Genomic DNA, 21,797 nt, shown 5'->3' with positions numbered 1-21,797 from the left:
CGGTTATTCGGGTCAGTTGGCCAGTGATAACCGGGATCATGCGGTGACTGTGAGCTTTAGCATGGGCTTCTAAGGGCCTCATCGCGAGCGAGCTCGCTCCTACAGTGGTCGGTGTTGCACCCGGGTCCTGTAGGAGCGAGCTTGCTCGCGATTTGTTACCACCCCGGAACCCGACCGACTAGTGGTCATTTTCTGTACAGTTTTGTGGGATATTTCCTACCAAGTTCATGGCCATTTGATGTAAAAAGGCCACTTTCCGCTTCATTTACCGCCAAGGTCAGGCTTTTTGACTGGCAGCGTGAGCCTCTCACCGCTGTCACCGTCGTAGGGGCCCGCATTCAAGGGATTGAATCGCCTGATCCACATTCTGGAGTTTCATTGTGGATAGCCGCGCAGCCCGACCGCTTCGTACCCCTCGTTCGTCCCTTTCTGTCGCCGTCAGCATGGCCGCGCTGGGCGTGTTCGCCAGCCTGGGCAGCACCGAGGCGCTGGCGTGTACCCCCTATCCGCCACTCAATAACGACACCGTGACCTGCAGTTCGGCGTACTGGCTCGGTTTCGCGAGCAGTTCCGCCAACCTCACGATCACCGTCAACGCCACTTCAACGATCATACAAACCTCGGGCGGCGGCGGGGCAGCGATGCTGGCCAACGGCGGCCACCTGCTCTTGACCATCTCCGGGACCATCGATCCGTCGGGGCTCGTGGCGATGCCGGTACTGACCAGCGGGGTGATCGCCGGTAACGGCTCCGCTTCCAGCATCATCATCCAGAGCGATAACAACGGGATTATCAGGGGCACCGCGCGTTCGCCGAGCGCTTTCCTGACCACGTTTGCCGGTATGGCGGTGGAAGTGTGGAACGCCGTGGGCGGGCAGACGCGTGTCAACAACGCTGGCCTGATCGCAACCCGCGATATCGCCGGCCTCAGCACGCCGACCGTTGCTGCCGACAACGCGCTCATGGCCATCCGCGGCGGTGGCCAGGTCATCATGAGCAACGTGTCGGCCGGCCGTATCATCGGCCGGGTTGCATTCGAGCGGTCGTCGGGGGTGGGTAACACGTTCCTCAATGCCGGCTCCATCAAGGGCAGCGTGTCGATGGGCGCGGGCGGCGTCAACGAATTCACCGCGGTCACCCTTGGCAGCCTGACTGGCGATGGCAGCACGACGGGCAGCCTGGGCAACTCGCTGGGCTACAACCTGACGTTCGCCCCCACCGGGCAGGTCGATGGCGGCGCGGGCGGGGTCAACACCCTGAAACTGCGTAACCCCGGCAGTTCGGGCACCACCGGCGCCGTCACGATCAGCGCCAGCCAATACGTCAACTTCAATTATTTGGAGATCAACGGCGGCACCTGGACCATCAATGGCCCGCTGCTGAGCGCGGCCAGCACCAGCACAACGCTGGCGGCCGGTATCGCCATCGTGGACAACTCGCTGGTCTTCGGTAACGGTTCGGTTCAGGCCAACGGCGGGACCCTGCAATCCAGCGGGACCAATGTAAACCTGGCCAACGCCATCACCATGAACTCCAGCGGGCTGACCGTAACGGGCGGCGATGACCTGACGCTCAGCGGCGTGATTTCCGGTGCCAGCGGCACCCTGACCAAGAACGGCGCCGGCAGCCTGACCCTCAATCGCCTCAACTCCTACAGCGGCATGACCAACCTGAATGCGGGGACCCTGATCCTGGGGCACAACAGCGCGCTGGGTAACAGCACGCTGATTGTCGGAGGCGGCACCCTTGAGGCCAGCACGGCGATCACCGTCGGTAATGGCATCAACGTGACGGCGCCCGCGATGACCGTCGGCGGCAGCAACGACATCACCCTCACCGGGCTGGTCAACATTGGCGCGAAGCTGGTCAAGCAAGGCACGTCGAACCTGACCCTGAGCAGCAGCACCATTTTCTCCGGCGGTGCCGACCTCAAGGGCGGCACCTTGACGGTGGGCAGCGGCTCGGCACTGGGCAGTGGCTTCATCACCGTCAGCGGCGCCTCCAGCCTGGCCAGCCTGCAGTCGGAAACCCTCGACAACTCCGTTTTCCTTAACAGCAACCTGACGGTGACCGGCAGCAATGACCTGCAGCTCAATGGCGTGGTCAGCGGCAGCGGCAAGCTGATCAAGGCCGGCACTGGCACGCTCATCCTCAACGCCGTGAACACCCATACCGGCGGTGTCGAATTGCAAGGCGGGACACTGCGGCTGGACGCTGCTGGCCTGGGCCCGGGCGGACTCAAAGTCAGTGGTGCCAGTACCCTCGACGTCCGCACCACCCTGATCTATGTCGCCCCCGTGGCGGTCGACGCCAACCTGTCGCTCGTTCAGGCGTCCAACATGGTGCTGGCCGGCATCCTCAGTGGCAGCGGCACCATCACCAAGACCGGCATCTCGACCCTGCGGCTGGACAATACCGACAGCACGTTCAACGGCACGTACGACATCCAGCAGGGCTTCCTCACCAACAACGCGGTCAACGCGATGGGTGTTTCGCCGAGCGTCAACCTCGCCGGCGTCTCCGTGCTCAACGTGTCTGCCTCGGGCACGGTGGGTGCGTTGACCGGGTCGGGTTCGGTTGCCATCAACAGCGCTGCCACCTTGACCGTGGGCGGCAATAACCAATCCTCCACGTTCAACGGCGCGTTTTCCGGTGGGGGAGGGCTGGTCAAGACGGGCTCGGGCACGTTGAACCTCAGCAACACCAGCTTTAATTCCGGTAGCACTCAGGTCAACGGCGGCACGCTGAACCTGTCGGGCAGGTTCAGCAGCAGTACGGTCACCGTCAACAGTGGCGGCACGTTGCGCAGCACCGGACAACTGGACGGCGGCGTCATCGTGAGAGGCGGCGGCGCCCTGGCCCTGGCGGGCGGCACTGCCGGCGCCGTGCAGGTGCAAACCGGCGGCAGCCTGCTGGTCAATGGCGGTGCGCCCGTGACCACCGGCGAACTGTTCATCAGCAACGGCGGCATTCTCACCGTTGGCCTGGGCCAGATTTCCACCACGCCGATCATCAATGTCCAGGGCAATCTGACGCTGGACGGCATCATCCTGAACCTCCTGGATGCCGGCGATATCAGCAACGGCGTGCACCGGCTGATGAACTACAGCGGCACCCTGACCTACAACGGTCATATCCTGGGCTCGCTGCCCACCGGCGTGGCCTCGAATCAACTGCTCCTGACCCTCGGGGCCGGCCAGGTCAACCTGCTGGTCAGCTCGCCTTCGTTGCCCATGCAGTTCTGGGATGGCGGCAACTTCACCGCCTCGGGCACGGTCGAAGGCGGCAGCGGCACCTGGAACGGTAGCCTCGTCAACTGGACCAATGCTCTGGGCTCGAACAACTGGGCCTGGGCTTCGCAAGGCGCGGTGTTCCAGGGCGCTGCCGGCACCGTGACGGTGGACGCCGCACAGTCGGTGTCCTTCCTCCAGTTCATGACCGACGGCTACAACGTGGTCAGCGGCAGCAATGGCAGCCTGAGCCTGAACCCGGGGGTGACCGGCAGCACCGAAGTGCGCGTGGATGCTGGCGTGACCGCTACCCTGGGTCTTTCCGTCCAGGGCGGTTCGCGGCTGGACAAGGTCGGCAACGGCACCCTGGTCCTGACGGGGAACAATGGTTACTACGCCGGTACACGGCTGGCGGGCGGGACCTTGCGGGTCGGCCATACCAATGCAATGGGTTCCGGCCTGGTAGAGGTGCTCACCGGCACCACACTGGGCACGACAACCGCGCTGAGCCTGAGCAACAGCATCAGCTTCAGCGGCGCCAGCACCCTTGACGTCAGCCAGAACCTCTCGCTTACCGGTACCCTCAGCGGGCTCGGATCAGTGACCAAGACCGGTGCCGGTACCCTGACGCTCACCAGCGGCGGCTCCAGCTTCTCCGGCGCCCTCACCCTCAACGATGGCGCGCTGGTGCTGACTCGCACGTTCGCGCTCGGCACCGCCGCGCTGATCGCCAACAACAACACCAGCCTGAGCACCACCAGCGCACTCACCCTGGGCAACGCGGTGACGGTCAATGGCAACCTGACGTTGCCGAGCAATAACGACCTGGGCCTGTCCGGCGTGATCTCCGGCGCCGGCACGCTGATCAAACAGGGCAACGGTACTCTGAGCCTGTTCGGCAGTAACCTGCTGACCGGTACCCTCAGGCTCGACAGCGGCACCCTGAGCCTGAGCAATGACAGTGCCCTGGGCCAGGGCACGCTGAAGATCGCCGGCGTTTCCACCCTCGACAGCAATGCCGCGCGCACCCTGAGCAACGCCGTCATCCTCGATCAGCAACTGCTGTTGCCCGGCAATCACGACCTGACCCTCAATGGCGTGGTGTCGGGCGCCGACGGGATGGTCAAGGATGGCGCGGGCACTCTGACCCTGAACGGCGCCAACCTGTACCAGGGCGATACCCGGCTCAATGCCGGCAAGTTGATCGTGGGCCGCTCCGGCGCGCTCGGCAGCGGCCTGCTCAACGTAGCGGGTAACGCCACGCTGGAAACCAGTAGCGCGGTGACCTTGAGCAACGTGGTGGACCTGAGCAGTACGCTGACTGTTTCCGGCAGCAACGACCTGACCCTGAGCGGCGGCATCAATGGCGGCGGCACCCTGACCAAGACCGGGACCGGCAGCCTGACCCTGAGCGGCGGCAGCACCTTCAACGGCAGCGTCAACATCAACGGTGGTCGCCTGATCAGCACCGTCGGCACCGCGATGGGCGTTCCGGCACTGGTCGATGTCGCCTCCGGCGCGGCGCTGGAACTGCGTGCTGGCGGTGTCATCAGCCAACTCCAGGGCTCCGGCGATATCGAACTGGTCGGCGGCACCTTCAACGTTGCCAGCGGCACCTTCGCGGGCGCCTTCAGCGGCAACGCCAACCTGACCAAGTTCGGCACCGGCACCTTGCTGTTGACCGGTAACGGCAGCCTCTTCGGCAATACCGTCGTCAGTGGCGGCACCCTGCGCGTGGACGGCAGCCTCGGCAACGGCAGCGTCGCGGTGGGCAGTATCGGCACCCTCACTGGCAGCGGCACGTTGGGCGGCGTGGTGAGCGTTGCCGATGGCGGCCACCTGAGCCTGGCGGCCGGCTCGGTACTGAATCTAGGAGCGCTGGTGCTCAACGATGCCTCCCAGATCGATGTGTCGTTGGGTGCGGCTGTTCCGGGCGCGGCGGGCCTCGCCAACATCACCGGCAACCTGATCCTCGACGGCCAGCTCAATGTCACCGACACCGGCGGCTTCGGCATCGGCGTCTACCGCCTGTTCGACTACGGCGGTGTGCTCACCGACAACCAACTGGCCGTCGGCACCTTGCCCGTCGGCTTCCCGGCCAACGAACTGGCCGTGCAGACCAGCGTCGCCAATCAGGTCAACGTGGTGGTCGGCGGTGACGCCAACGTCCGCTTCTGGGACGGCGCCGGCCTTGTCGCCAACGGCGTCGTCCAGGGCGGCAACGGTGTATGGAACAGCGCCACCACCAACTGGACCACCGCCAACGCCGGCTTCAACATGGCGTGGAACAGCACCTTCGCGGTATTCCAGAACACGGCGGGCGTGGTCACCGTGGACGGCAGCCAGAACATTACCGGCCTGCAGTTCCTCACCGATGGCTACCGCATTGAAGGCGGCGTGGCCGGGCAATTGCTGCTGAATGGCACTGCCGGGATGCGGGTCGGCAACGGCCTAATCGCGACTCTGGACGTCGAGCTTGGCGGCAGCGGCGACCTCGACAAACTCGAAGCTGGCACCCTGGTGCTCAACGGCAACAACAGCTACACCGGCAGCACCCGCGTCAGCGGCGGCACGCTGCGGGTCGATGGCAGCCTCGCCGGCGGCAACGTGACCGTTGCCAGCGGCGCGACCCTGGCTGGCAGCGGCTCGCTGGCCGGTGCGGTCGAGGTGGCTGACGGCGGCCACCTGAAGCTGGCCGCCGGTTCGGTACTGAATCTCGGCGCGCTGCTGTTGAACAACAACGCCAACCTCGACGTCGCGCTCGGCGCGCCGATTCCCGGCGCTGCGGGCGTGGCCAATATCGCTGGCAACCTGACCCTCGGCGGCACGCTCAATGTCAGCGACACCGGCGGCTTCGGCATCGGCGTCTATCGCCTGTTCGACTATGGCGGACTGCTGAGCGACAACGGCCTGGCGCTCGGCACCCTGCCAGTCGGCATCCCGGCCAACGAACTGGAAGTGCAGACCAGCGTCGCCAACCAGATCAACCTGGTGGTGGGTGGCGCACCGGACCTGCGCTTCTGGGACGGCGCCAGCCTCACCAGCAACAGCATCATCGAAGGCGGCAGCGGCGTGTGGAACAGCGCCAGTACCAACTGGACCACCACCAACGCCGGCTTCAACGAAGCCTGGAACAGCACCTTCGCGGTGTTCGCGGGCAGCAGTGGCACCGTCACGGTGGACGGCACCCAGCGCATCACCGGTCTGCAGTTCCTTGCCAACGGCTATCGCCTGGTGGGCGGTACGGCCGGTGAGCTGGAGGCCGCGGGCGGCAACGGCGAAACCATCGTGCGCGTCGGCAATGGCGTTAGCGCGGAACTGGACGTGACCATCAGCGGCAACTCCGCCCTGAGTAAACGCGAAGGCGGCACCTTGGTGCTCAGCGGAGTCAACACCTACAGCGGTGGCACCCGACTCCAGGGCGGCACGCTGGTACTGGGCAACAACGCGGCTCTGGGCAGTGGCGCTCTACGGGCCAGCGCTGGCACCACACTGGTGAACGCCGACACCTTGAGCCTCGGCAACGATGTGGTCCTCGATGGCGACCTGAGTCTGGATGGCAGCCATGACCTGGCCCTGGCCGGGACTGTCAGCGGCAATGGCGGCCTGAGCAAGTCTGGCAGCGGTCAGTTGACCCTGTCCGGCAACAACACCTACCACGGCGACACCCTGCTCAACAGCGGCAGCCTGCTGCTGAGTCACGACAACGCCCTGGGCAGCGGCGCGTTGAAAACCAGTGGCACCGTCGCACTTTCCACCTTCGGGGTGAGCGCGCTGGGCAATGCCCTGGAGGTTGCTGGCATTCTGGCCTTCACCAGTAGCGATGCGCTGACCCTCAGCGGCGCGCTTACCGGCAGCGGCACCCTGAACAAAGGCGGCAGCGGCACCCTGACCCTGAGCGGCAACAACAGCTTCCTCGGCCAGCTCAACCTCAACGACGGCCGTCTGGTCTGGCAGGGCAGCAACAGCCTGGGTTCGCCAAATGTCGATATCGCCGCGTCGGCGGTCCTGCAACTGGGTGTGAATAGCAGCATCAACCGTCTGAACGGGCAGGGCGGTGTGGAACTGGGCAGCTCCAGCCTGAGTGTCGCCCAAGGCGCTTACTCCGGCAGCCTGAGCGGCGGCGGCAACCTCAACAAAGTCGGCAGCGGCTCGCTGGTACTGAACGGCACCAACCATATTGGCGGTGCGGTGAACGTCAATCAGGGCGACCTGTACGTCAACGGCCCCGGTGTGCTCAACACCACTGCGGTGTCGGTGGCAAATGGCGGGCGGCTGGGCGGTGACGGCATCATCAACGCGACCGTAGATATCGCTGACGGCGGCCACCTGAGCCTCGCCAGCGGCAGCGTGCTGACCACCGGCTCCCTGACCCTCGGCAACGACGCCAACCTCGACGTCGCGCTTGGCGCCGCGTTGCCGGCTGATCCGGGCCTGCTCAAGGTCAACGGCAACCTTGTGCTGGACGGCAAACTCAACGTCACCGACATCGGCGGCTTCGGCCTGGGCGTGTACCGCCTGATCGACTACACGGGCGCCCTCACCGACAGCGGCCTGGCCATCGGCAGCCTGCCGGGCGGGGTGGTGGCGGGCGACCTGCAAGTGCAGACCAGCGTCGACAAGCAGGTCAACCTGGTGGTCGGCGGCGCGACCGGCAACATCCTGTTCTGGGACGGCCAGAGTGTGGGCAACGGCGCCATCGACGGCGGCAGCGGCACCTGGAGCAACAGCGCGACCACCTGGAGCAACGCCACCGGCAACTTCAACCAGACCTGGAACAGCGGCTATGCGGTGTTCCAGGGTGCGGCCGGCACGGTCAGCGTGCACGGCGCGCAAAGCGTCACCGGGCTGCAGTTCACCAGCGATGGCTACACGCTGACGGGCGGAACGGCCGGCCAGGTGAACCTGGTCAACGGCGCTGGCGGCGTCGCCACGGTGCGCGTCTCCGACGGCAGCACCGCCACGCTGAACGTGGACCTCGGCGGCAGCGGCACCCTGTCGAAAATGGAAAACGGCACCCTGGTGCTCAACGGCAACAACAGCTACAGCGGCGGCACCACGTTCAACGGCGGCACCCTGGTGGTTGGCAGCGACTCTGCACTAGGCAGCGGCGCGCTGACCGTCGCCAACGCCAGCCTGCCGCCGAGCGGTCCGTTGACGCTGGACAGCAACACCGCGGTCAGCCTCGGCAACGCCGTGGTGCTGGACAACACATTGCAGATCGCCGGCAGCCACGACCTCGGCCTGAACGGCGTGATCAGCGGCAGCGGCGTGCTGGTGAAAAACGGCAGCGCCAACCTCACCCTTGGTGGCAACAACACCTATACGGGCGGTACGCAACTCACCTCCGGCAGCCTGACCCTCGGCCACAACGCCGCGTTGGGCAGCGGCATGCTGGTGATCGCCGGCCAGGCCACGCTCGACAGCAGCGCCAACCTGAAGGTGGGCAACGCGGTCGCCGTGTCCTCGCAACTGACCGTGGCTGGCAGCCACGACCTGACCCTGAGCGGCGTGCTCAGCGGCAGCGGCAACCTGATCAAGAATGGCAGCGGCCAACTGCTGCTCAGCGGCGCCAACACCTACACCGGCAACACCGCGGTCAACGCCGGCAACCTCACCGTCAACGGCAGCTTCGCCAGCGCCAACGTGCAGGTCGCCAGCGGTGCGAGCCTGGGCGGCAGCGGCACCTTGTCGGGTCGGGTCAGCCTGGCCGACGGCGCCAGCCTGCTGGTCGGCAGCGCCAGTGCGCCGCTGACCGTGGGCAACCTGAACCTCGCCTCGGGCAGCAACCTGAACGCGGCGCTCGGCCAGCCGGACGCTTCCACCACCCTGGTGAAAGTCACCGGTGACCTGACCCTCGACGGCACCCTCAACATCAGCGATGCCGGCGGTTTCGGCATCGGTGTCTACCAACTGTTCAGCTACGGCGGCACGCTGACCAACAACGGCCTGGACTTCGGCAGCCTGCCGATCGACACCTACGCCTCGCAGCTCAAGCTGCAAACCAGCATCGCCAACCAGATCAACCTGGTGGTGGAGAACTTCGACGGCGACCTGCTGTTCTGGAACGGCGACAAGACCAGCGCCACCGGTTCGGTCAACGGCGGCAGCGGCATCTGGGGCGGGGCAGCCAGCAACTGGACCAACTCCGCAGGCACCAACGCCGCCAACTGGGGACGCCAGTTCGCGGTGTTCGGCGGCAAGAGCGGCACCGTCACCGTGGAGGGTGTGCAGGGCTTCTCCGGCATGCAGTTCCTCAGCGATGGTTACCAGATTCTCGCTGCGGCAGGCGAGGGCCTGGAGCCGGTCAACGGCACCGATGGCAGCCTCGCGGTGGTCCGGGTGACGTCGGGCAGCGCGCTGATCGGCGCGCTAATGAGCGGCACCGGCGGCATCGAGAAACGCGACGCCGGCACCCTGATCCTCGCCGGTAACAACACCTACAGCGGCGGCACCACCGTCAGCGGCGGCACCCTGGAAGGCAGCACGTTCAGCCTGCAAGGCAACATCCTCAACAACGCCAATCTGGTGTTCCAGCAAGCAGGCGCCGGTGAATTCAACGGCCTGCTCAGCGGCACCGGCGCGGTGTTCAAGCGCGGTGTCGGCACCTTGCTGCTCAAGGGCAATCACGACTTCAGCGGCACCTTCACCGTCGAGCAAGGCGTGTTGCAGGTGGGCGAGACCGATGACAGCGACGACGTGGCAGCGGCCCCGGTCGCAGCGTTCGCGCGCATGGCACTGTTCGCCGTGGCGGCGCCGGCCGATGCGCTGGCGGCGAATGTCGAGGTCAAATCCGGCGCTGGCCTGACCGGCACCGGCAGCGTTGGCAGCGTGCTCAACCACGGGGTCGTGTCGCCCGGGCCGAACGGCAACCTGACCGTCACCGGCGACTTCACCAACGCCAGCGACGGCACCCTGAGCATCGCCCTGACCCCGCTGCCCACCAGCTTCCTCGCCGTGGGCGGCACCGCCAACCTGGCCGGTACGCTGAACGTGTTCGCGGTCGAGCCTTACACCGGCGACACCACCTACACCCTGCTGACCGCCGATGGTGGTATCACCGGCAAGTTCGACAAGGACAACGTCGACAGCCTCGGCCTGGGCCCCAACCTCGCCTTCATCGACACCACGCTGATGTACGGCGCCAATGACGTAAGCCTGTCGGTGAGCCGCAACAGCACCGCCTTCGCCGATGTCGCCCTGAGCGACAACCAGCGCGGCGTGGCCGTGGCACTGGATTCGGCGGCCGCACCGGCGAGCCTGAACAGCGCGATCACCAGCATGGACCGCCCTTCGGCGCAGGCCGCCTTCGACAGCCTGTCCGGCGAGATCCACGCCAGCACCGTCAGCGTGCTGCTGGAGGATTCACGCTACCTGCGCGAGACCGTCAACGATCGCATGCGCCAGTCCGGCTGCAGCGCGGGCGGCGACCCGCGCAGCGTGCTGGCACCGAGCGGCAACCTGCAACAGAGCAGCGCCGGTTGCCAGGGCGAAGGCGTGGGCTGGATCCGCGCCATCGGCGGCTGGGGCGACTACGACAGCGGCCATGGCGTGGCGAGTGTTGATCGCGAACTGTCCGGCTTCATGCTCGGCTTCGACAACCACCTCAACGAGCAATGGCGTGCCGGTATCGCCGCGGGCTACACCAACACCAGCGTCAAGGCCAGCGAACGCAACTCCAGCGCTTCGGTGGACAGCGTCCACCTGACCAGCTACCTGAGTTACCAGCTCGACGCCTTCGCCGCACGCATGGGTGCGGGTTATAGCTGGCACAACATCGACACCAAGCGCGACCTCACCGTGGGCAGCTATAACGACCGGCTCAAGTCCAAATACAAGGCCGGGACCGCACAGGTCTTCGGCGAAGTGGGTTACACCGTCGAAGCCGGCGGCGTGGCGCTGGAACCGTTCGCCGGCATCGCCTACGTCAACTACGACAGCGACAACGGCCGCGAGAAAGGCGGAGCGGGGCGCCTGGAAACCAGCGCGAAACAGGACGTCACCTTCAGCACCGTTGGCCTGCGTGCGGGCAAACAGTTCGTCCTCGACAACGGCACCACCCTGACCCCGCGCGGCAGCCTCGGCTGGCGGCATGCGTTCGGCGACAGCCGCCCGGACGCCGACCTGCGCTTCGTCGACGGCGGCGCCGCCTTCAGCACCCAGGGCGTAGCGATTGCCCGGGATGCCGCGGTGGTCGAGGCCGGGCTGGACATGAGCGTTGGTGCGGCGGGCAAGCTGGGCGTCGGCTATTCCGGGCAACTGGCAAGCGAGAGCCGCGATCACGCGGTGACCGTGAGCTTCAGCATGGGCTTCTAAACCACCGGGCAGACCGGTTCCCACTTCAACCTGTGGGAGCCGGTCTTGCCGGCGATGAGGGCATCAGCAGCACCGCAAAACCCGGCACTCACGCCTATCGGCTCGACGCCGTCCCCCACTGCACCACCAACATCCCCGCCACGATCAGCCCCACCCCCAGCAACCGCAGCAGATTCACCGGCCGCTCCGGCAGCCCCATCAACCCCCACTGATCGATCGCCAGCGACGACAGCACCTGGCCGGCCACCACACACACGATGAACCCCGCCGCGCCGAGGCGTGGCGTCAGGATCAGCGCCGCAGTGATATAGGCCACCCCGGCCACGCCACCGAACCATGTCCACCACGGCGCCTGTCCCAACCCGGCGAATTGCGGTGCGGGCGCGCGCATCAGCCACAACGCCGGCAGCACCATCAGCACACTCACCGACAACGACACCAGCGTCGCCCACAACGGATGCCCCAACAGCCGACCCAACGCAGCATTGCTGCCGGCCTGGAACGGCACGGCGGCGCCCGCCAGCAGGGCGATCAATGGCAGCAGGATCACAATGGGAGAAAAGCTCGGGTTCATGGTGGACTCCTTGATACACGCGGTAGGCATAAGGCAGTCTTGGTTATCCATTCACTGGATGGAAATTCGAATTCCGCACAGGGACTATTCGCCTGATGGATGATCTGCGCCGCATCGACCTCAACCTGCTGCTGACCCTGCACGCCCTGCTGGCCGAACAGCACGTCTCCCGCGCTGCCTTGCGCCTGCACCGCAGCCAGCCGGCGGTGAGTCACGCGCTGGCGCAGTTGCGGGAAATCTTTGCCGACCCACTGCTGGTGCGCCGTGGCGGCCGCCTGCAACCCACCGCCCGCGCCCTGGAACTGGCCCAGCCGCTGCAAGACGCCCTGCAGCAGCTCGACGCCCTGCTCAACAGCCCCGGCTTCGACCCCGCGCGAGCGCGGCGCAGCTTTCGTCTGGCGATGTCGGATTACGGTGCGCGGGTCGTCTTGCCGCGACTGATGCGCGGCCTGCGCGAAGACGCGCCGGAAGTCGATCTGGTGGTCACCCAAGGCAGCCGCGAAGCGATGCTCAGTCAACTGTTCGACGGTGAGATCGACCTGGCGTTGGGGGTGTTCCCCACACTGGCTGCGCCGTTGCGGGCCGAGACCTTGTTCGAAGAGCGTTTCGCCTGCCTGGCCGACCGCGACAGCCTCCCGGCGCGTGGCGGCCTGACCTTGGCGCAATGGCTGGCGCGGCCCCACGTTCTGGTGGCGGTGCGGCCCGGTGCCGACAACGAAATCGACCTGGCCCTGGCTGCCCTTGGCGAACAACGCCGCGTTGCCCTGGCGTTGCCCCACTGGACCGCCGCCACCGAAGTCATCGCCGGCACCGACCTGCTGCTGACCGTCGCCCGCCGTAGTCTGGCGGGCCGCTTGTCATTGCGCGGCTTGCGCTGCTTCGAACCGCCGCTACCGATCCGCGCGTTCAACTTCCAGCAAGCCTGGCACGAGCGCCGCGAAGGCGATGCCGCGCACCGCTGGTTGCGGGGCAGGGTGATGCAAGCGTGTCAGCTTGAACCCGACACCGCGTAAGATAGCCAGCCCGTTCACCACGACATGGAGTTTGCCGATGAACCCTAGAATTCACCTTGCTGCCCTGGCCCTGCTGCTGGGCAGCCAGATGGCCCAGGCCGATACCTACAGCCAGTGCATGAAAACCGCCAACACCACGGCCGACATGAACGACTGCAGCGGCGCCGAATACAAACGCCAGGACACCCGCCTGAACGCCGCCTACAAAGCGGCCATGGCCAGCCTTGAACAACCCCAGCAAGAAAAACTGCGCGACGCCCAGCGCCAATGGGTGAAATACCGCGACGCCAACTGCGCCGTGTATTACACCCTCACCGGCGGCACCATCGACCTGCTCAATGGCGCCGGCTGTGAACTCGACATGACCCGGCAGCGGGCGGATGAGCTGGAGAAATTGCCGCAGACGTGAGGGTGTTTCTGGTGGGCTGGTCGCAGCCCTATTTTCGGTGCCGCTCTACGCGGCATATCGCTGCGGTTCGGCGCCCCGACAAGCCAGCTCCCACAAGGATCTTAGGCATGCCCCGGTCCCCTGTGGGAGCTGGCTTGTCGGGGCGCCGAACCGCAGCGATGCGCCGCGCGAGCGGCGCTAGATCTTGAGGCTTTGATCCGTCTCTAAACCGCCGCCACCGCCTCAACCTCCACCAACATCCCCTCCAACGCCAACCTCGGCACCGGAATCAGCGTACACGTCGGCTTCATATGCCCACCCCACGCCCGGTCCGCCTCCGCCACCCACTCCCGCAACCGCGCCTCCGAGTGATCGACAATCAACAGCGTCAGCTTGAACACGTTCTCGATCCCCGCGCCCCTCGACGCCAGCGCCGTCTTCACATTCTCCAGCGCCTGCCGCGCCTGCTCGGCGAACAACGGCGACAACCCACCGTCGCGGTCCTCGCCCCCTTGCCCAGCGATAAACAACAACCGCGAACCGCCCTGAACCTCGGCCACATGGGAATAGGCATTGGCGCTCGGGTCGTACAGGCCTTCGGGGTTGGAAAGCTGGAAAACACCAGTCATGGCGAACACTCCTTGGGAAAAGTGCGGGCGAGTATCGAACCTCGACTTAAGTGGAGGTCAAGTGGTCGTTGCGCGCCCGTCAGTCCGAGCACTCCACCATGGATTCCCACCGCCACTTCCCCTAATCTGGCGCCCACCTTTTTTCCCGACGTCGGCTCTTCATGATCGTCCACTTCGTCATCTTCCTCTGCACCCTGGTCGCCATGGAGGGTGTCGGCTTTCTGGCCCACAAGTACGTGATGCACGGCTGGGGCTGGTTTCTGCACCGTTCGCACCACGAGCCGCACCTGGGCGTGGTGGAAACCAACGACGTCTACCTGCTGGTGCTGGCACTGGTGGCGATCACCCTGATCGTGCTGGGCAACGCCGGCCACGACCCGTTGCAGTGGATCGGCGCCGGCGTGGCCGCGTTCGGCATTCTCTATGTGGTGATCCACGACGGTGTCGTCCACCGCCACTGGCCGTCCAGGCCCAAGCCGCGCCACCCGTACCTGCGGCGGCTGTACCAGGCGCACTTGATGCACCACGCGGTGAAAGGGCGGCGCAACAGCGTGTCGTTCGGCTTTCTCTACGCGCCCCCGGTGCATGAGCTCAAGCGCCAGTTGCGCGAGATGCGCGACTCAGAAGTGCGGGTCGAGGATGGCCGGCAGGGTGATTTCCTTGACGAAGCTCGCGGCTGACAGGCTCAACGCCATCCGCACCACCTGCACCACGTCATGCACCGGGATCTGCTCGCCGCCGCCGTTTTGCGCGGCGTGCTCGCGCGGAGTGCTCAGCGGGTCGGCGGTGTTGAGGTAACCGAGGTTCAGGCAGGTCACCCCGAGGCGCTGCTCGCGATACCCCTCACGCAGCGCATCGGCCATGCCCCGCAACGCGAACTTGCTGGCGCCGAAGGTCACCTCCGGACGCCCGCTCTGGGTCAGGCCCGAGGTCGAACCGGTGAGGATGATCCGCGGCCTGTCGCTGCGCAGCAGCACCGGCAACAGACGCTTGATCAACAGGATCGGCGCGGTGACGTTGCAACTGACGATGGCCTGCAACTGGTCTTCGTCGTCGGCGAGAAAATCGTAGCTGTCATCGAACGCGCGGTCTTCCCAAATGCCCAAGTTGTAGATCAGCGTGTCCAGCCCGGTTTCCGCCGCCTGTTGCGCGATCTTCCCGACCGCAGTGAGCGGATCACCCAGGTCCGCCTCGATCCACTGCACGTCCACGCCCTCGCGCAGTTGCAGCGCCGAAGGGCGACTACGCGACACACCGATCAGGCTATCGCCGTGCTCGCCAAGCCCTTCCATCAACGCCTTGCCCAGGCCCTTGCTGGCGCCCACTACCATGGTTTTCATCGCATCACTCCTGTGTTGGCCGGGGCATGCAAACAGACCGGTCGGGTGATGGCAAAGGGCTGGGTGTTTCTGGATGTGTTCCACTCGATCCTCCCGTCGATGCCATCGCCGACGATGAGTTATGCCCCGACCTTGAAACAGGCGGATTCCCAAGCGGAATTCTTCCTACTAGAATTGAGAAGAATTCCTATTCGCTTTTTCTTGGAGAACCTATGTCGACGCTGGCCGGTGGACCGCCGACCCACCCGGGTGTGGAGACCTTGTACCGGGAGCATCACGGCTGGCTGCGTGGCTGGCTGCGGCAGCGCCTGAACAACCAGGCCGACGCGGCTGACCTGGCCCATGACACGTTCATCCGGGTAATGCTGGCGCGCAGTGCCGAGTCGCTGCGTGAGCCGCGTCACTACCTGGCGACCGTCGCCCGTGGAATGTTGATCGACCTCTATCGCCGTCGCTCGCTGGAGCAGGCGTGGTTGCAGGCCCTGGCCGCGCAGCCCGAGCAATACGCACCCTCGGCGGAAACCCGGGCCATGGTGATCGAGTGCCTGCTGGCAGTGGACCGCCTGCTCGACGGCCTCGGCGCTCGCACCCGGGCAGTCTTTCTCGCGGTCCAGATCGATGGCTTGAGCTACGAGAAAGCAGCCGAGCGGGTTGGCGTTTCGGTCAGCACGGTGCGTAAGCACCTGGCCAAGGCGATGCTGCATTGCCTGCTGCTGGAACCGGCATGAAAGCGGTGCTCGTCCAGGCAGTGGACTGGTACGTCAAGCTCAACGACAGCAGCGCCAACGCTACCACCCAGGCCGGCTGGCAGGCGTGGCTGGCGGCGGATCCACGGCATGCGCAGGCGTGGGCGCGGGTCGAGCAACTGCAGAGCCAGCTCGGTCGGGTGCCCGCCGGCATGGGGCGCACCTTCGAATCGGCCCGCGAGCAGCGCCGCCGCGCGGTGAAATTGCTGGCGTTGCTGCTGGGCGCCGGCGTAGTGAGCTGGCAGGGCTACCGTCGTTCGCCGCTGAGCGCCGACTACGCCACCCGCGTCGGCGAGCGCCGTCAGGTCACCCTGGCCGACGGCACCCGCCTCGACCTCAACACCGACACCCAGGTGGATGTGCACTTCGACAGCGAGCAGCGGGCGATCAGCCTGCGTCGCGGTGAAATCTGCCTGGAGACCGGCAAGGACCCACGCCCGCTCCGAGTCTGGACCTCCGATGGCAGCGTCGAGCCGCTCGGTACCCGTTTCAGCGTGCGCCTGGACGAGCACCAGACCCGCGTCAACGTCGAAGCCCACGCGGTGCAGGTGCGACCTCGGCTGTTGCCCGAAACGGTCCGCGTCGAGGCCGGCCAGTCGCTGCTGTTCAGCGCCGATCGCCTCGGCCAGCCGCAGGGATCACCACCCAATGGCTCGGCCTGGACCCGCGGCATGCTGGTCGCGGTGAACTGGCGCCTGGATGACTTCCTCGGCGAACTCGGTCGCTACCGTCCTGGCCATCTTGGCTGGGCACCGGACGTTGGCGCGCTGCGGCTATCGGGAGCGTTCACGTTGGATGACACCGATGCCGTGCTCGCCAACCTGACCTTGTCGCTGCCCGTGCGCCTGCGTCAGTTCAGCCGCTACTGGGTGCGGGTCGAGCGCGTAGACGCCTGACCGAAAAAAACTTTGCCGTGGGGGTAACAGATTTTCGCTGCTGATCCGGCTCCATCCCGGACGGACGCATACGACGTCCGCGCCGCCATCCAACAGGAGCCCTTCATGTCACCTCAGCACCACCGTCTCGCCCGTGGCGTTCGCCGCGCCGTCCTTGCCCTGGGCCTGGCCGGCTCACTGGCCCCGGCGTTTGCCTGGGCGCAGAACTACGCCATCGCGGCCGGAGACCTGGGCGCCGCTCTCAGCCAGTTCGCTGCTGCCAGTGGCGTGATGATCAGCTTCAGCGCGGGCGATACCGGCGGCCTCAGTTCGCCGGGCCTGCACGGTGATTTCTCGGTAGAACAAGGCTTCGCCCGTCTGCTTGCCGGGGCCGGTCTGCAGGTGCGCCAGGTTGGCGAAAAGCGCTACGTGCTGGTCAAGGCTGCCGAGGGCGAAGAGGTCGAACTGGGCGCCACCACCATTCAAAGCAGCGGCCTTGGCAGCGGCAGCGAAACCACTGGCACCTACCTGGCGAACCAGCCAACCCGCACTGCCACCAAACTCGGCCTGAGCGTGCAGGAAACACCGCAGTCGATCACGGTGATCACCCGCCAGCGCATGGACGACCAGAAACTCGGCAGTCTCAACGAAGTGCTCGAAGCCACCGTCGGCGTGAGCAGCTTCAACCAGGGCATCGGCACCGACCTCGACCAGCCGTATTCCCGAGGCTTTCTGATCTCCAATTACCAGGTCGACGGCCTGCCGCGCTCGGCCTCGAAGATGTACAGCCTCAACGCCTCGACCGCGATGTACGACCGCGTTGAAGTGGTCCGTGGCGCCACTGGTCTGATGAGCGGAATGGGCAGCCCCGGCGCCGCCATCAACCTGGTGCGCAAGCGCCCGACCGCCATGCCGCAGGCCACCCTCAGCGCCGAAGCGGGCAGTTGGGATCACTACGGCCTCGGCGCAGACCTGTCTGGCTCGCTGACCGACGCCGGCAACATCCGCAGCCGGCTGGTGCTCGATGTCGACGACCAGAACAGTTGGCTCGACCGCTACCAGAGCCGTTCGGCGCTGGTCTACAACGTCACCGAATTCGACCTCGGCGAGCAGACCCTGCTAAGCGTCGGCTTCACCCACCAGCGCAACGACAACGAACAGCCCCTGCGCAGCGGTGTGCCGCTGTTCTACCAGGGCAACTTCGTCAACGGCCAGCGCATCAACCTGCCGCGTTCCTACAACAACGCGCCGGACTGGACCTTTTACGACACCCGCGAGACCACCGTCTTCGCCGGCATCGATCAACAGTTCGATAACGGCTGGACCGGCAAACTGGAAATCAGCCACGCGCTGTACGACCAGGACGCCATTTCCTATTACCAATACGGCAGCATCAATCCCGCCACGGGCCTGGGCAGCGCCATCGCCCCGGCCAAATGGGTGCAGACCGACCGCCAGGACAGCCTCGACGCGTACCTCAGTGGCCCGTTCTCACTGTTCGGCCGCGAGCATGAACTGGTGGTCGGCGGGGCCTGGTCCAGCCTGCACAGCCACGCCGACAACTACGGCTGGCTGTGGAGCTGGAACAGCAACTACAACGGCACCCTGGGCAACGTCTGGGACTGGGACGGCAGCGGCGCCAACCGCCCGGACTTCAAACGCTCCGGCAAAACCCTCACCGACGTGAAGCAGTACAGCGCCTACCTCACCTCCCGCTTCAACCTCACCGACGCCACGCACCTGATCCTCGGCTCGCGTGTGGTGGACTGGAAAAGCGATGCCGTGACCACCACCAACGCGGGTGGGCGCAGCAAGCAAAGCCAGAAAGAGAGCGGCGTAGTGGTGCCGTTCGGCGGGCTGGTCTACGACCTCAACGACATCTGGTCGCTGTACGGCAGCTACACCCAGATCTTCAACCCGCAGAACGGCTCGGCGCGTGACATCAACAACCAGTCACTGGACCCAGAGGAGGGCTCGGCGTACGAGGCAGGGATCAAGGCGGGCTTGCGTGACGGCCGGCTGATCGCATCGCTGGCGCTGTTCCGTGTCGAGCAAGACAACGTCGCCGAATACGACGGCACCATCAGCGCCTATCGCCAGTTGCAGGGCATCACCACCCGTGGTCTGGAACTGGAGCTCAACGGCGAACTCGCCGAAGGCTGGAACATCGCAGGCGGTTACGCCTACAGCCTCAGCGAAGACGCCGACGGCCGGCGCGCCATGAGCCGGGTTCCGCGTCACAACGTCAAGGCATTCACCACCTATCGCCTGACCGGCGCGCTGGACAAACTGACCGTCGGTGGCGGCTTCAACTGGAAGAGCCGCTACGGCTACGAAGGCGAGGGCTACCCGGTGCAGGAAAACGTCGTGATTGCCAGCGCCATGGCCCGCTACCAACTCACCCCGCAGATCGAAACCACCCTGCACGTGAACAACCTCTTCGACCGTAAGTACTACGCCTCGATCACCGAGAACGGTGTGTATGGCGAGCCGAGGAATGTGGTGATGGGGGTGAAGTATTCGTTCTGATCGGGAAGCGCCAGCGATCACGGCATAACGGGAGCGAGCCCGAGGCATTCAGGACGGATGCCTTGAGCCGCATTTCCCTCAGCCGCGTGGGCTCAGATAGGCATTGCTGTGGTCGACCTAGCCATCGCGATCTTCAGATACGCGCGGCAAATCTCCATCTCCACGATCGATGCGCTCAGGAGCGTCTGATGTTCGGGGATGAGTTGCCGGGGCAGGAGAGAGGTTTTCTTGTGGGCGTTGTGAACGAACTCCGCCGCCTGGCGAACCGCCTCTTCATGGGTGACACCGGGGAGGATGGAGACAATGGGTGGGGGATCGGGGACGATTTTTTTCATGGTGGAACTCCTAGTCAATGGAGCTGCCACTTTTTCGCCGCTAAACGAATGGGTGGCAGCTGTACGCGGGTTAGCAGACCGAGGACTAGGTGACCCGGCGCACCAGAAGGTGCCCACACGCACAGCCGCCATTGAGAGGTTCGCTGGTGTGCACTAGCCGTTCGGACTGCTAATCCGGTCGTTGATTTGGCAACGACCCGGGGAGACTAGGCACCGATTGCACAGAGCGCAACAGGCTGGCAGGGCTGGGGAGTATGCTTGGGAAGTTGCCTACAAGAAAGTCGGAGATTGGGGAAGTTTCGTGGCTTTATGCGACGGTTTTCTGCTGATTGTTCGGCGTCTGTCGTGTGAATTCAGGGGGAATGAAATCTCGAAGCTGCCATTCCAGCTCAAAAACGGTCTCTCGATCTGAGTCCGGTGTGTCTTGGTCCCCAAGAGCCAAGCCTTCGTCTTCGATGGCTTGAGTTGCAGTTTTCGGTTTGCCGGAATGCAGAGCCAGAATCTGTTTCCGTTTCATCTGTAATCCAACCCATGCGCGTGAATGCACGACGAAGTTGCTGCAGCGATGGCGTCAGCAATTGATCGGAGGCCAATCCTCGCGCACAGATGTTCAAGCGCCTGGCGACTTCGTGGACAGGTTCGTCGCGAAACAGCGCGATGCCGAGTACCAGCACAGGACCTGATCACTGGGTCGGCGGCGACGACGTATCGTGGCTTGGACAGAGAGATTGAGTGCGCTGACCACCCGTTCGACGGGGATGTTTTGAGTGACGGTGCTCAGATCGGAGAAATTGAACAAGTCAGCCAAGTCGAGCAACTGCTATTGGATGTGCATAAAAGTCCGATGCCCAGGGTCTGACATCGGATTTTCTAGACACCCGGCTTGGACTCAAATGCTTAAGCGAACAGCATTACGGTCGCGGCGCCGGGCTTTTAACCGACGATGAGCTTATTGCTGAGGAACTCGCACGTAGATCGTCTCACCTTTCTGTTCAATGGTGATGTCGATCTCATTGCCGTTATCCAGCAGAGCCGTTGCCCGATAGAAGCCTGATTTCGGCTCATCATCGATGGTCACTGCTAAACAGGACGATGACTGGTAGAACTGTTTGTGAATGATATCGGTGACGAGGGGGCAAGCCGCCTCCTCTAACGCCGATTTACCGCTCGCTGCCGCCAGGCTCAACGACACCACAAAGGCTGCCACCCACGCATAAAAATAGTTTTTGTTCTGCCCTAGAAGATTTGCCCGCTTCCACAAGTACACAGGGATGAGGATCACCCACCAGGCCGTGGGAGCGGCATGACCGGCGGCCTTCAGCCGTTTTTCATCAGCAACGCACAGACCCACGTTGAGGATAAGGAACATCCACCACAGGCTGACGCCAGAAATGAACTCAATGACCCCACCTACCAGCTGAATTCCCACCAGCCCCCAAACAAAGCGGTTATCTATTTCACTGGCGGCAAGTGGAGGCGGCCCTGCAGGACGGTGGATACTATTGTTCAGATCAGTATCTTTCAGAGATACCCATTCCCCCGCACCTGGCCATACCTTCGTCTCAGCATGAATGGCGTTCGATGCGGCGAACTCTTTCATCTGATCCATCGTGAAAGGCCCCTGACGTGAACCATTCAGTGCGTAGTACCAAGATCCTTCCGACATCCCTCTTCTCCTTCACTCCAGTCATTTATCCATCTGAAGATGGCCATGAGACATTATCGGCATTGGATCCAAAGCTTTGAAGGATTTTTTTTGTTAGGGTCTGTATGAAAAGCTTTGAGACGAAGGTCAGGCAAGGCGAAAACAGCCGAGGAACGG

General features: G+C 64.7%; 13 protein-coding genes and 1 pseudogene. 7 read left to right on the top strand and 7 right to left on the bottom strand.

The window, feature by feature from the left end; translation table 11 throughout:
- Nucleotides 1–380: 380 nt before the first annotated feature.
- Complete coding sequence (locus DM374_RS30780; protein WP_225422632.1) at nucleotides 381–11,546, top strand: autotransporter-associated beta strand repeat-containing protein; 11,166 nt, start codon at nucleotides 381–383, stop codon at nucleotides 11,544–11,546.
- A gap of 94 nt (nucleotides 11,547–11,640) precedes the next feature.
- Here the strand turns inward: DM374_RS30780 and DM374_RS30775 are convergent, their stop codons facing one another.
- Entirely contained in the window at nucleotides 11,641–12,120 is a 480-nt protein-coding gene (locus tag DM374_RS30775; RefSeq protein WP_110973281.1) for a DMT family transporter, read from the bottom strand.
- A gap of 95 nt (nucleotides 12,121–12,215) precedes the next feature.
- On the opposite strand from DM374_RS30775, the gene DM374_RS30770 reads away from it, so the two are divergent.
- A complete protein-coding gene (locus DM374_RS30770; protein WP_110973280.1) occupies nucleotides 12,216–13,133 on the top strand; it encodes a LysR family transcriptional regulator in 918 nt (305 codons plus the stop codon).
- Nucleotides 13,134–13,170: 37 nt separating this feature from the next.
- Nucleotides 13,171–13,542 (top strand): lysozyme inhibitor LprI family protein, encoded by a 372-nt coding sequence (locus DM374_RS30765; RefSeq protein WP_110973279.1) that lies wholly within the window; start codon nucleotides 13,171–13,173, stop codon nucleotides 13,540–13,542.
- Between the two features lie 203 nt (nucleotides 13,543–13,745).
- Here the strand turns inward: DM374_RS30765 and DM374_RS30760 are convergent, their stop codons facing one another.
- Entirely contained in the window at nucleotides 13,746–14,150 is a 405-nt protein-coding gene (locus tag DM374_RS30760; RefSeq protein WP_110973278.1) for a RidA family protein, read from the bottom strand.
- Nucleotides 14,151–14,311: 161 nt separating this feature from the next.
- On the opposite strand from DM374_RS30760, the gene DM374_RS30755 reads away from it, so the two are divergent.
- Nucleotides 14,312–14,830, top strand: coding sequence for a sterol desaturase family protein (locus DM374_RS30755; RefSeq protein ID WP_110973277.1), 519 nt, complete (start codon nucleotides 14,312–14,314; stop codon nucleotides 14,828–14,830).
- Here DM374_RS30755 and DM374_RS30750 read toward each other — a convergent pair.
- Nucleotides 14,771–15,490, bottom strand: coding sequence for an SDR family NAD(P)-dependent oxidoreductase (locus DM374_RS30750; protein WP_110973276.1), 720 nt, complete (start codon nucleotides 15,488–15,490; stop codon nucleotides 14,771–14,773). The two genes, DM374_RS30755 and DM374_RS30750, sit on opposite strands and share 60 nt — an antisense overlap.
- A gap of 212 nt (nucleotides 15,491–15,702) precedes the next feature.
- Between DM374_RS30750 and DM374_RS30745 the strand changes: the two genes are divergently transcribed.
- The 3 genes from DM374_RS30745 (at nucleotide 15,703) to DM374_RS30735 (ending at nucleotide 19,640) form a co-directional block, all read left to right on the top strand.
- Nucleotides 15,703–16,218 carry a sigma-70 family RNA polymerase sigma factor gene (locus DM374_RS30745; RefSeq protein WP_110973275.1) on the top strand — a complete coding sequence of 172 codons (516 nt, stop codon included), beginning with the start codon at nucleotides 15,703–15,705 and terminating at the stop codon, nucleotides 16,216–16,218.
- Nucleotides 16,215–17,132, top strand: coding sequence for a FecR domain-containing protein (locus tag DM374_RS30740; protein WP_110973274.1), 918 nt, complete (start codon nucleotides 16,215–16,217; stop codon nucleotides 17,130–17,132). The genes DM374_RS30745 and DM374_RS30740 overlap by 4 nt, the downstream gene beginning before the upstream one ends.
- Nucleotides 17,133–17,237: 105 nt before the next feature.
- Entirely contained in the window at nucleotides 17,238–19,640 is a 2,403-nt protein-coding gene (locus DM374_RS30735) for a TonB-dependent siderophore receptor (protein ID WP_110973273.1), read from the top strand.
- Nucleotides 19,641–19,732: 92 nt separating this feature from the next.
- Here DM374_RS30735 and DM374_RS30730 read toward each other — a convergent pair whose 3' ends face one another.
- The 4 genes and pseudogenes from DM374_RS30730 to DM374_RS30715 form a co-directional block, all read right to left on the bottom strand.
- Nucleotides 19,733–19,975, bottom strand: a complete 243-nt coding sequence (locus DM374_RS30730) for a hypothetical protein (RefSeq protein ID WP_110973272.1) — start codon at nucleotides 19,973–19,975, stop codon at nucleotides 19,733–19,735.
- Between the two features lie 307 nt (nucleotides 19,976–20,282).
- Nucleotides 20,283–20,492: a hypothetical protein gene (locus tag DM374_RS30725; protein WP_225422633.1), complete on the bottom strand. Its 210-nt coding sequence runs from the start codon at nucleotides 20,490–20,492 to the stop codon at nucleotides 20,283–20,285.
- Nucleotides 20,452–20,792, bottom strand: a pseudogene (locus DM374_RS30720) (transposase domain-containing protein); the annotation flags it as partial. The gene DM374_RS30725 and the pseudogene DM374_RS30720, both read right to left, overlap by 41 nt.
- A gap of 132 nt (nucleotides 20,793–20,924) precedes the next feature.
- Nucleotides 20,925–21,641, bottom strand: a complete 717-nt coding sequence (locus DM374_RS30715; protein ID WP_110973271.1) for a DUF4339 domain-containing protein — start codon at nucleotides 21,639–21,641, stop codon at nucleotides 20,925–20,927.
- Between the last annotated feature and the right edge of the window lie 156 nt (nucleotides 21,642–21,797).

This window comes from Pseudomonas huaxiensis (assembly GCF_003231275.1).
Lineage (GTDB): Bacteria > Pseudomonadota > Gammaproteobacteria > Pseudomonadales > Pseudomonadaceae > Aquipseudomonas > Aquipseudomonas huaxiensis.
This window is presented reverse-complemented; position numbering and strand designations above follow the sequence as displayed.

Excerpts from the sequence above, each read along its gene's own strand:
- DM374_RS30775 (WP_110973281.1), bottom strand. The coding sequence starts at position 12,120 with ATGAACCCGAGCTTTTCTCCCATTGTGATCCTGCTGCCATTGATCGCC.
- DM374_RS30770 (WP_110973280.1), top strand. The coding sequence starts at position 12,216 with ATGGATGATCTGCGCCGCATCGACCTCAACCTGCTGCTGACCCTGCAC.
- DM374_RS30765 (WP_110973279.1), top strand. The coding sequence starts at position 13,171 with ATGAACCCTAGAATTCACCTTGCTGCCCTGGCCCTGCTGCTGGGCAGC.
- DM374_RS30760 (WP_110973278.1), bottom strand. The coding sequence starts at position 14,150 with ATGACTGGTGTTTTCCAGCTTTCCAACCCCGAAGGCCTGTACGACCCG.
- DM374_RS30755 (WP_110973277.1), top strand. The coding sequence starts at position 14,312 with ATGATCGTCCACTTCGTCATCTTCCTCTGCACCCTGGTCGCCATGGAG.
- DM374_RS30750 (WP_110973276.1), bottom strand. The coding sequence starts at position 15,490 with ATGAAAACCATGGTAGTGGGCGCCAGCAAGGGCCTGGGCAAGGCGTTG.
- DM374_RS30745 (WP_110973275.1), top strand. The coding sequence starts at position 15,703 with ATGTCGACGCTGGCCGGTGGACCGCCGACCCACCCGGGTGTGGAGACC.
- DM374_RS30740 (WP_110973274.1), top strand. The coding sequence starts at position 16,215 with ATGAAAGCGGTGCTCGTCCAGGCAGTGGACTGGTACGTCAAGCTCAAC.
- DM374_RS30735 (WP_110973273.1), top strand. The coding sequence starts at position 17,238 with ATGTCACCTCAGCACCACCGTCTCGCCCGTGGCGTTCGCCGCGCCGTC.
- DM374_RS30730 (WP_110973272.1), bottom strand. The coding sequence starts at position 19,975 with ATGAAAAAAATCGTCCCCGATCCCCCACCCATTGTCTCCATCCTCCCC.
- DM374_RS30725 (WP_225422633.1), bottom strand. The coding sequence starts at position 20,492 with ATGAAACGGAAACAGATTCTGGCTCTGCATTCCGGCAAACCGAAAACT.
- DM374_RS30715 (WP_110973271.1), bottom strand. The coding sequence starts at position 21,641 with ATGTCGGAAGGATCTTGGTACTACGCACTGAATGGTTCACGTCAGGGG.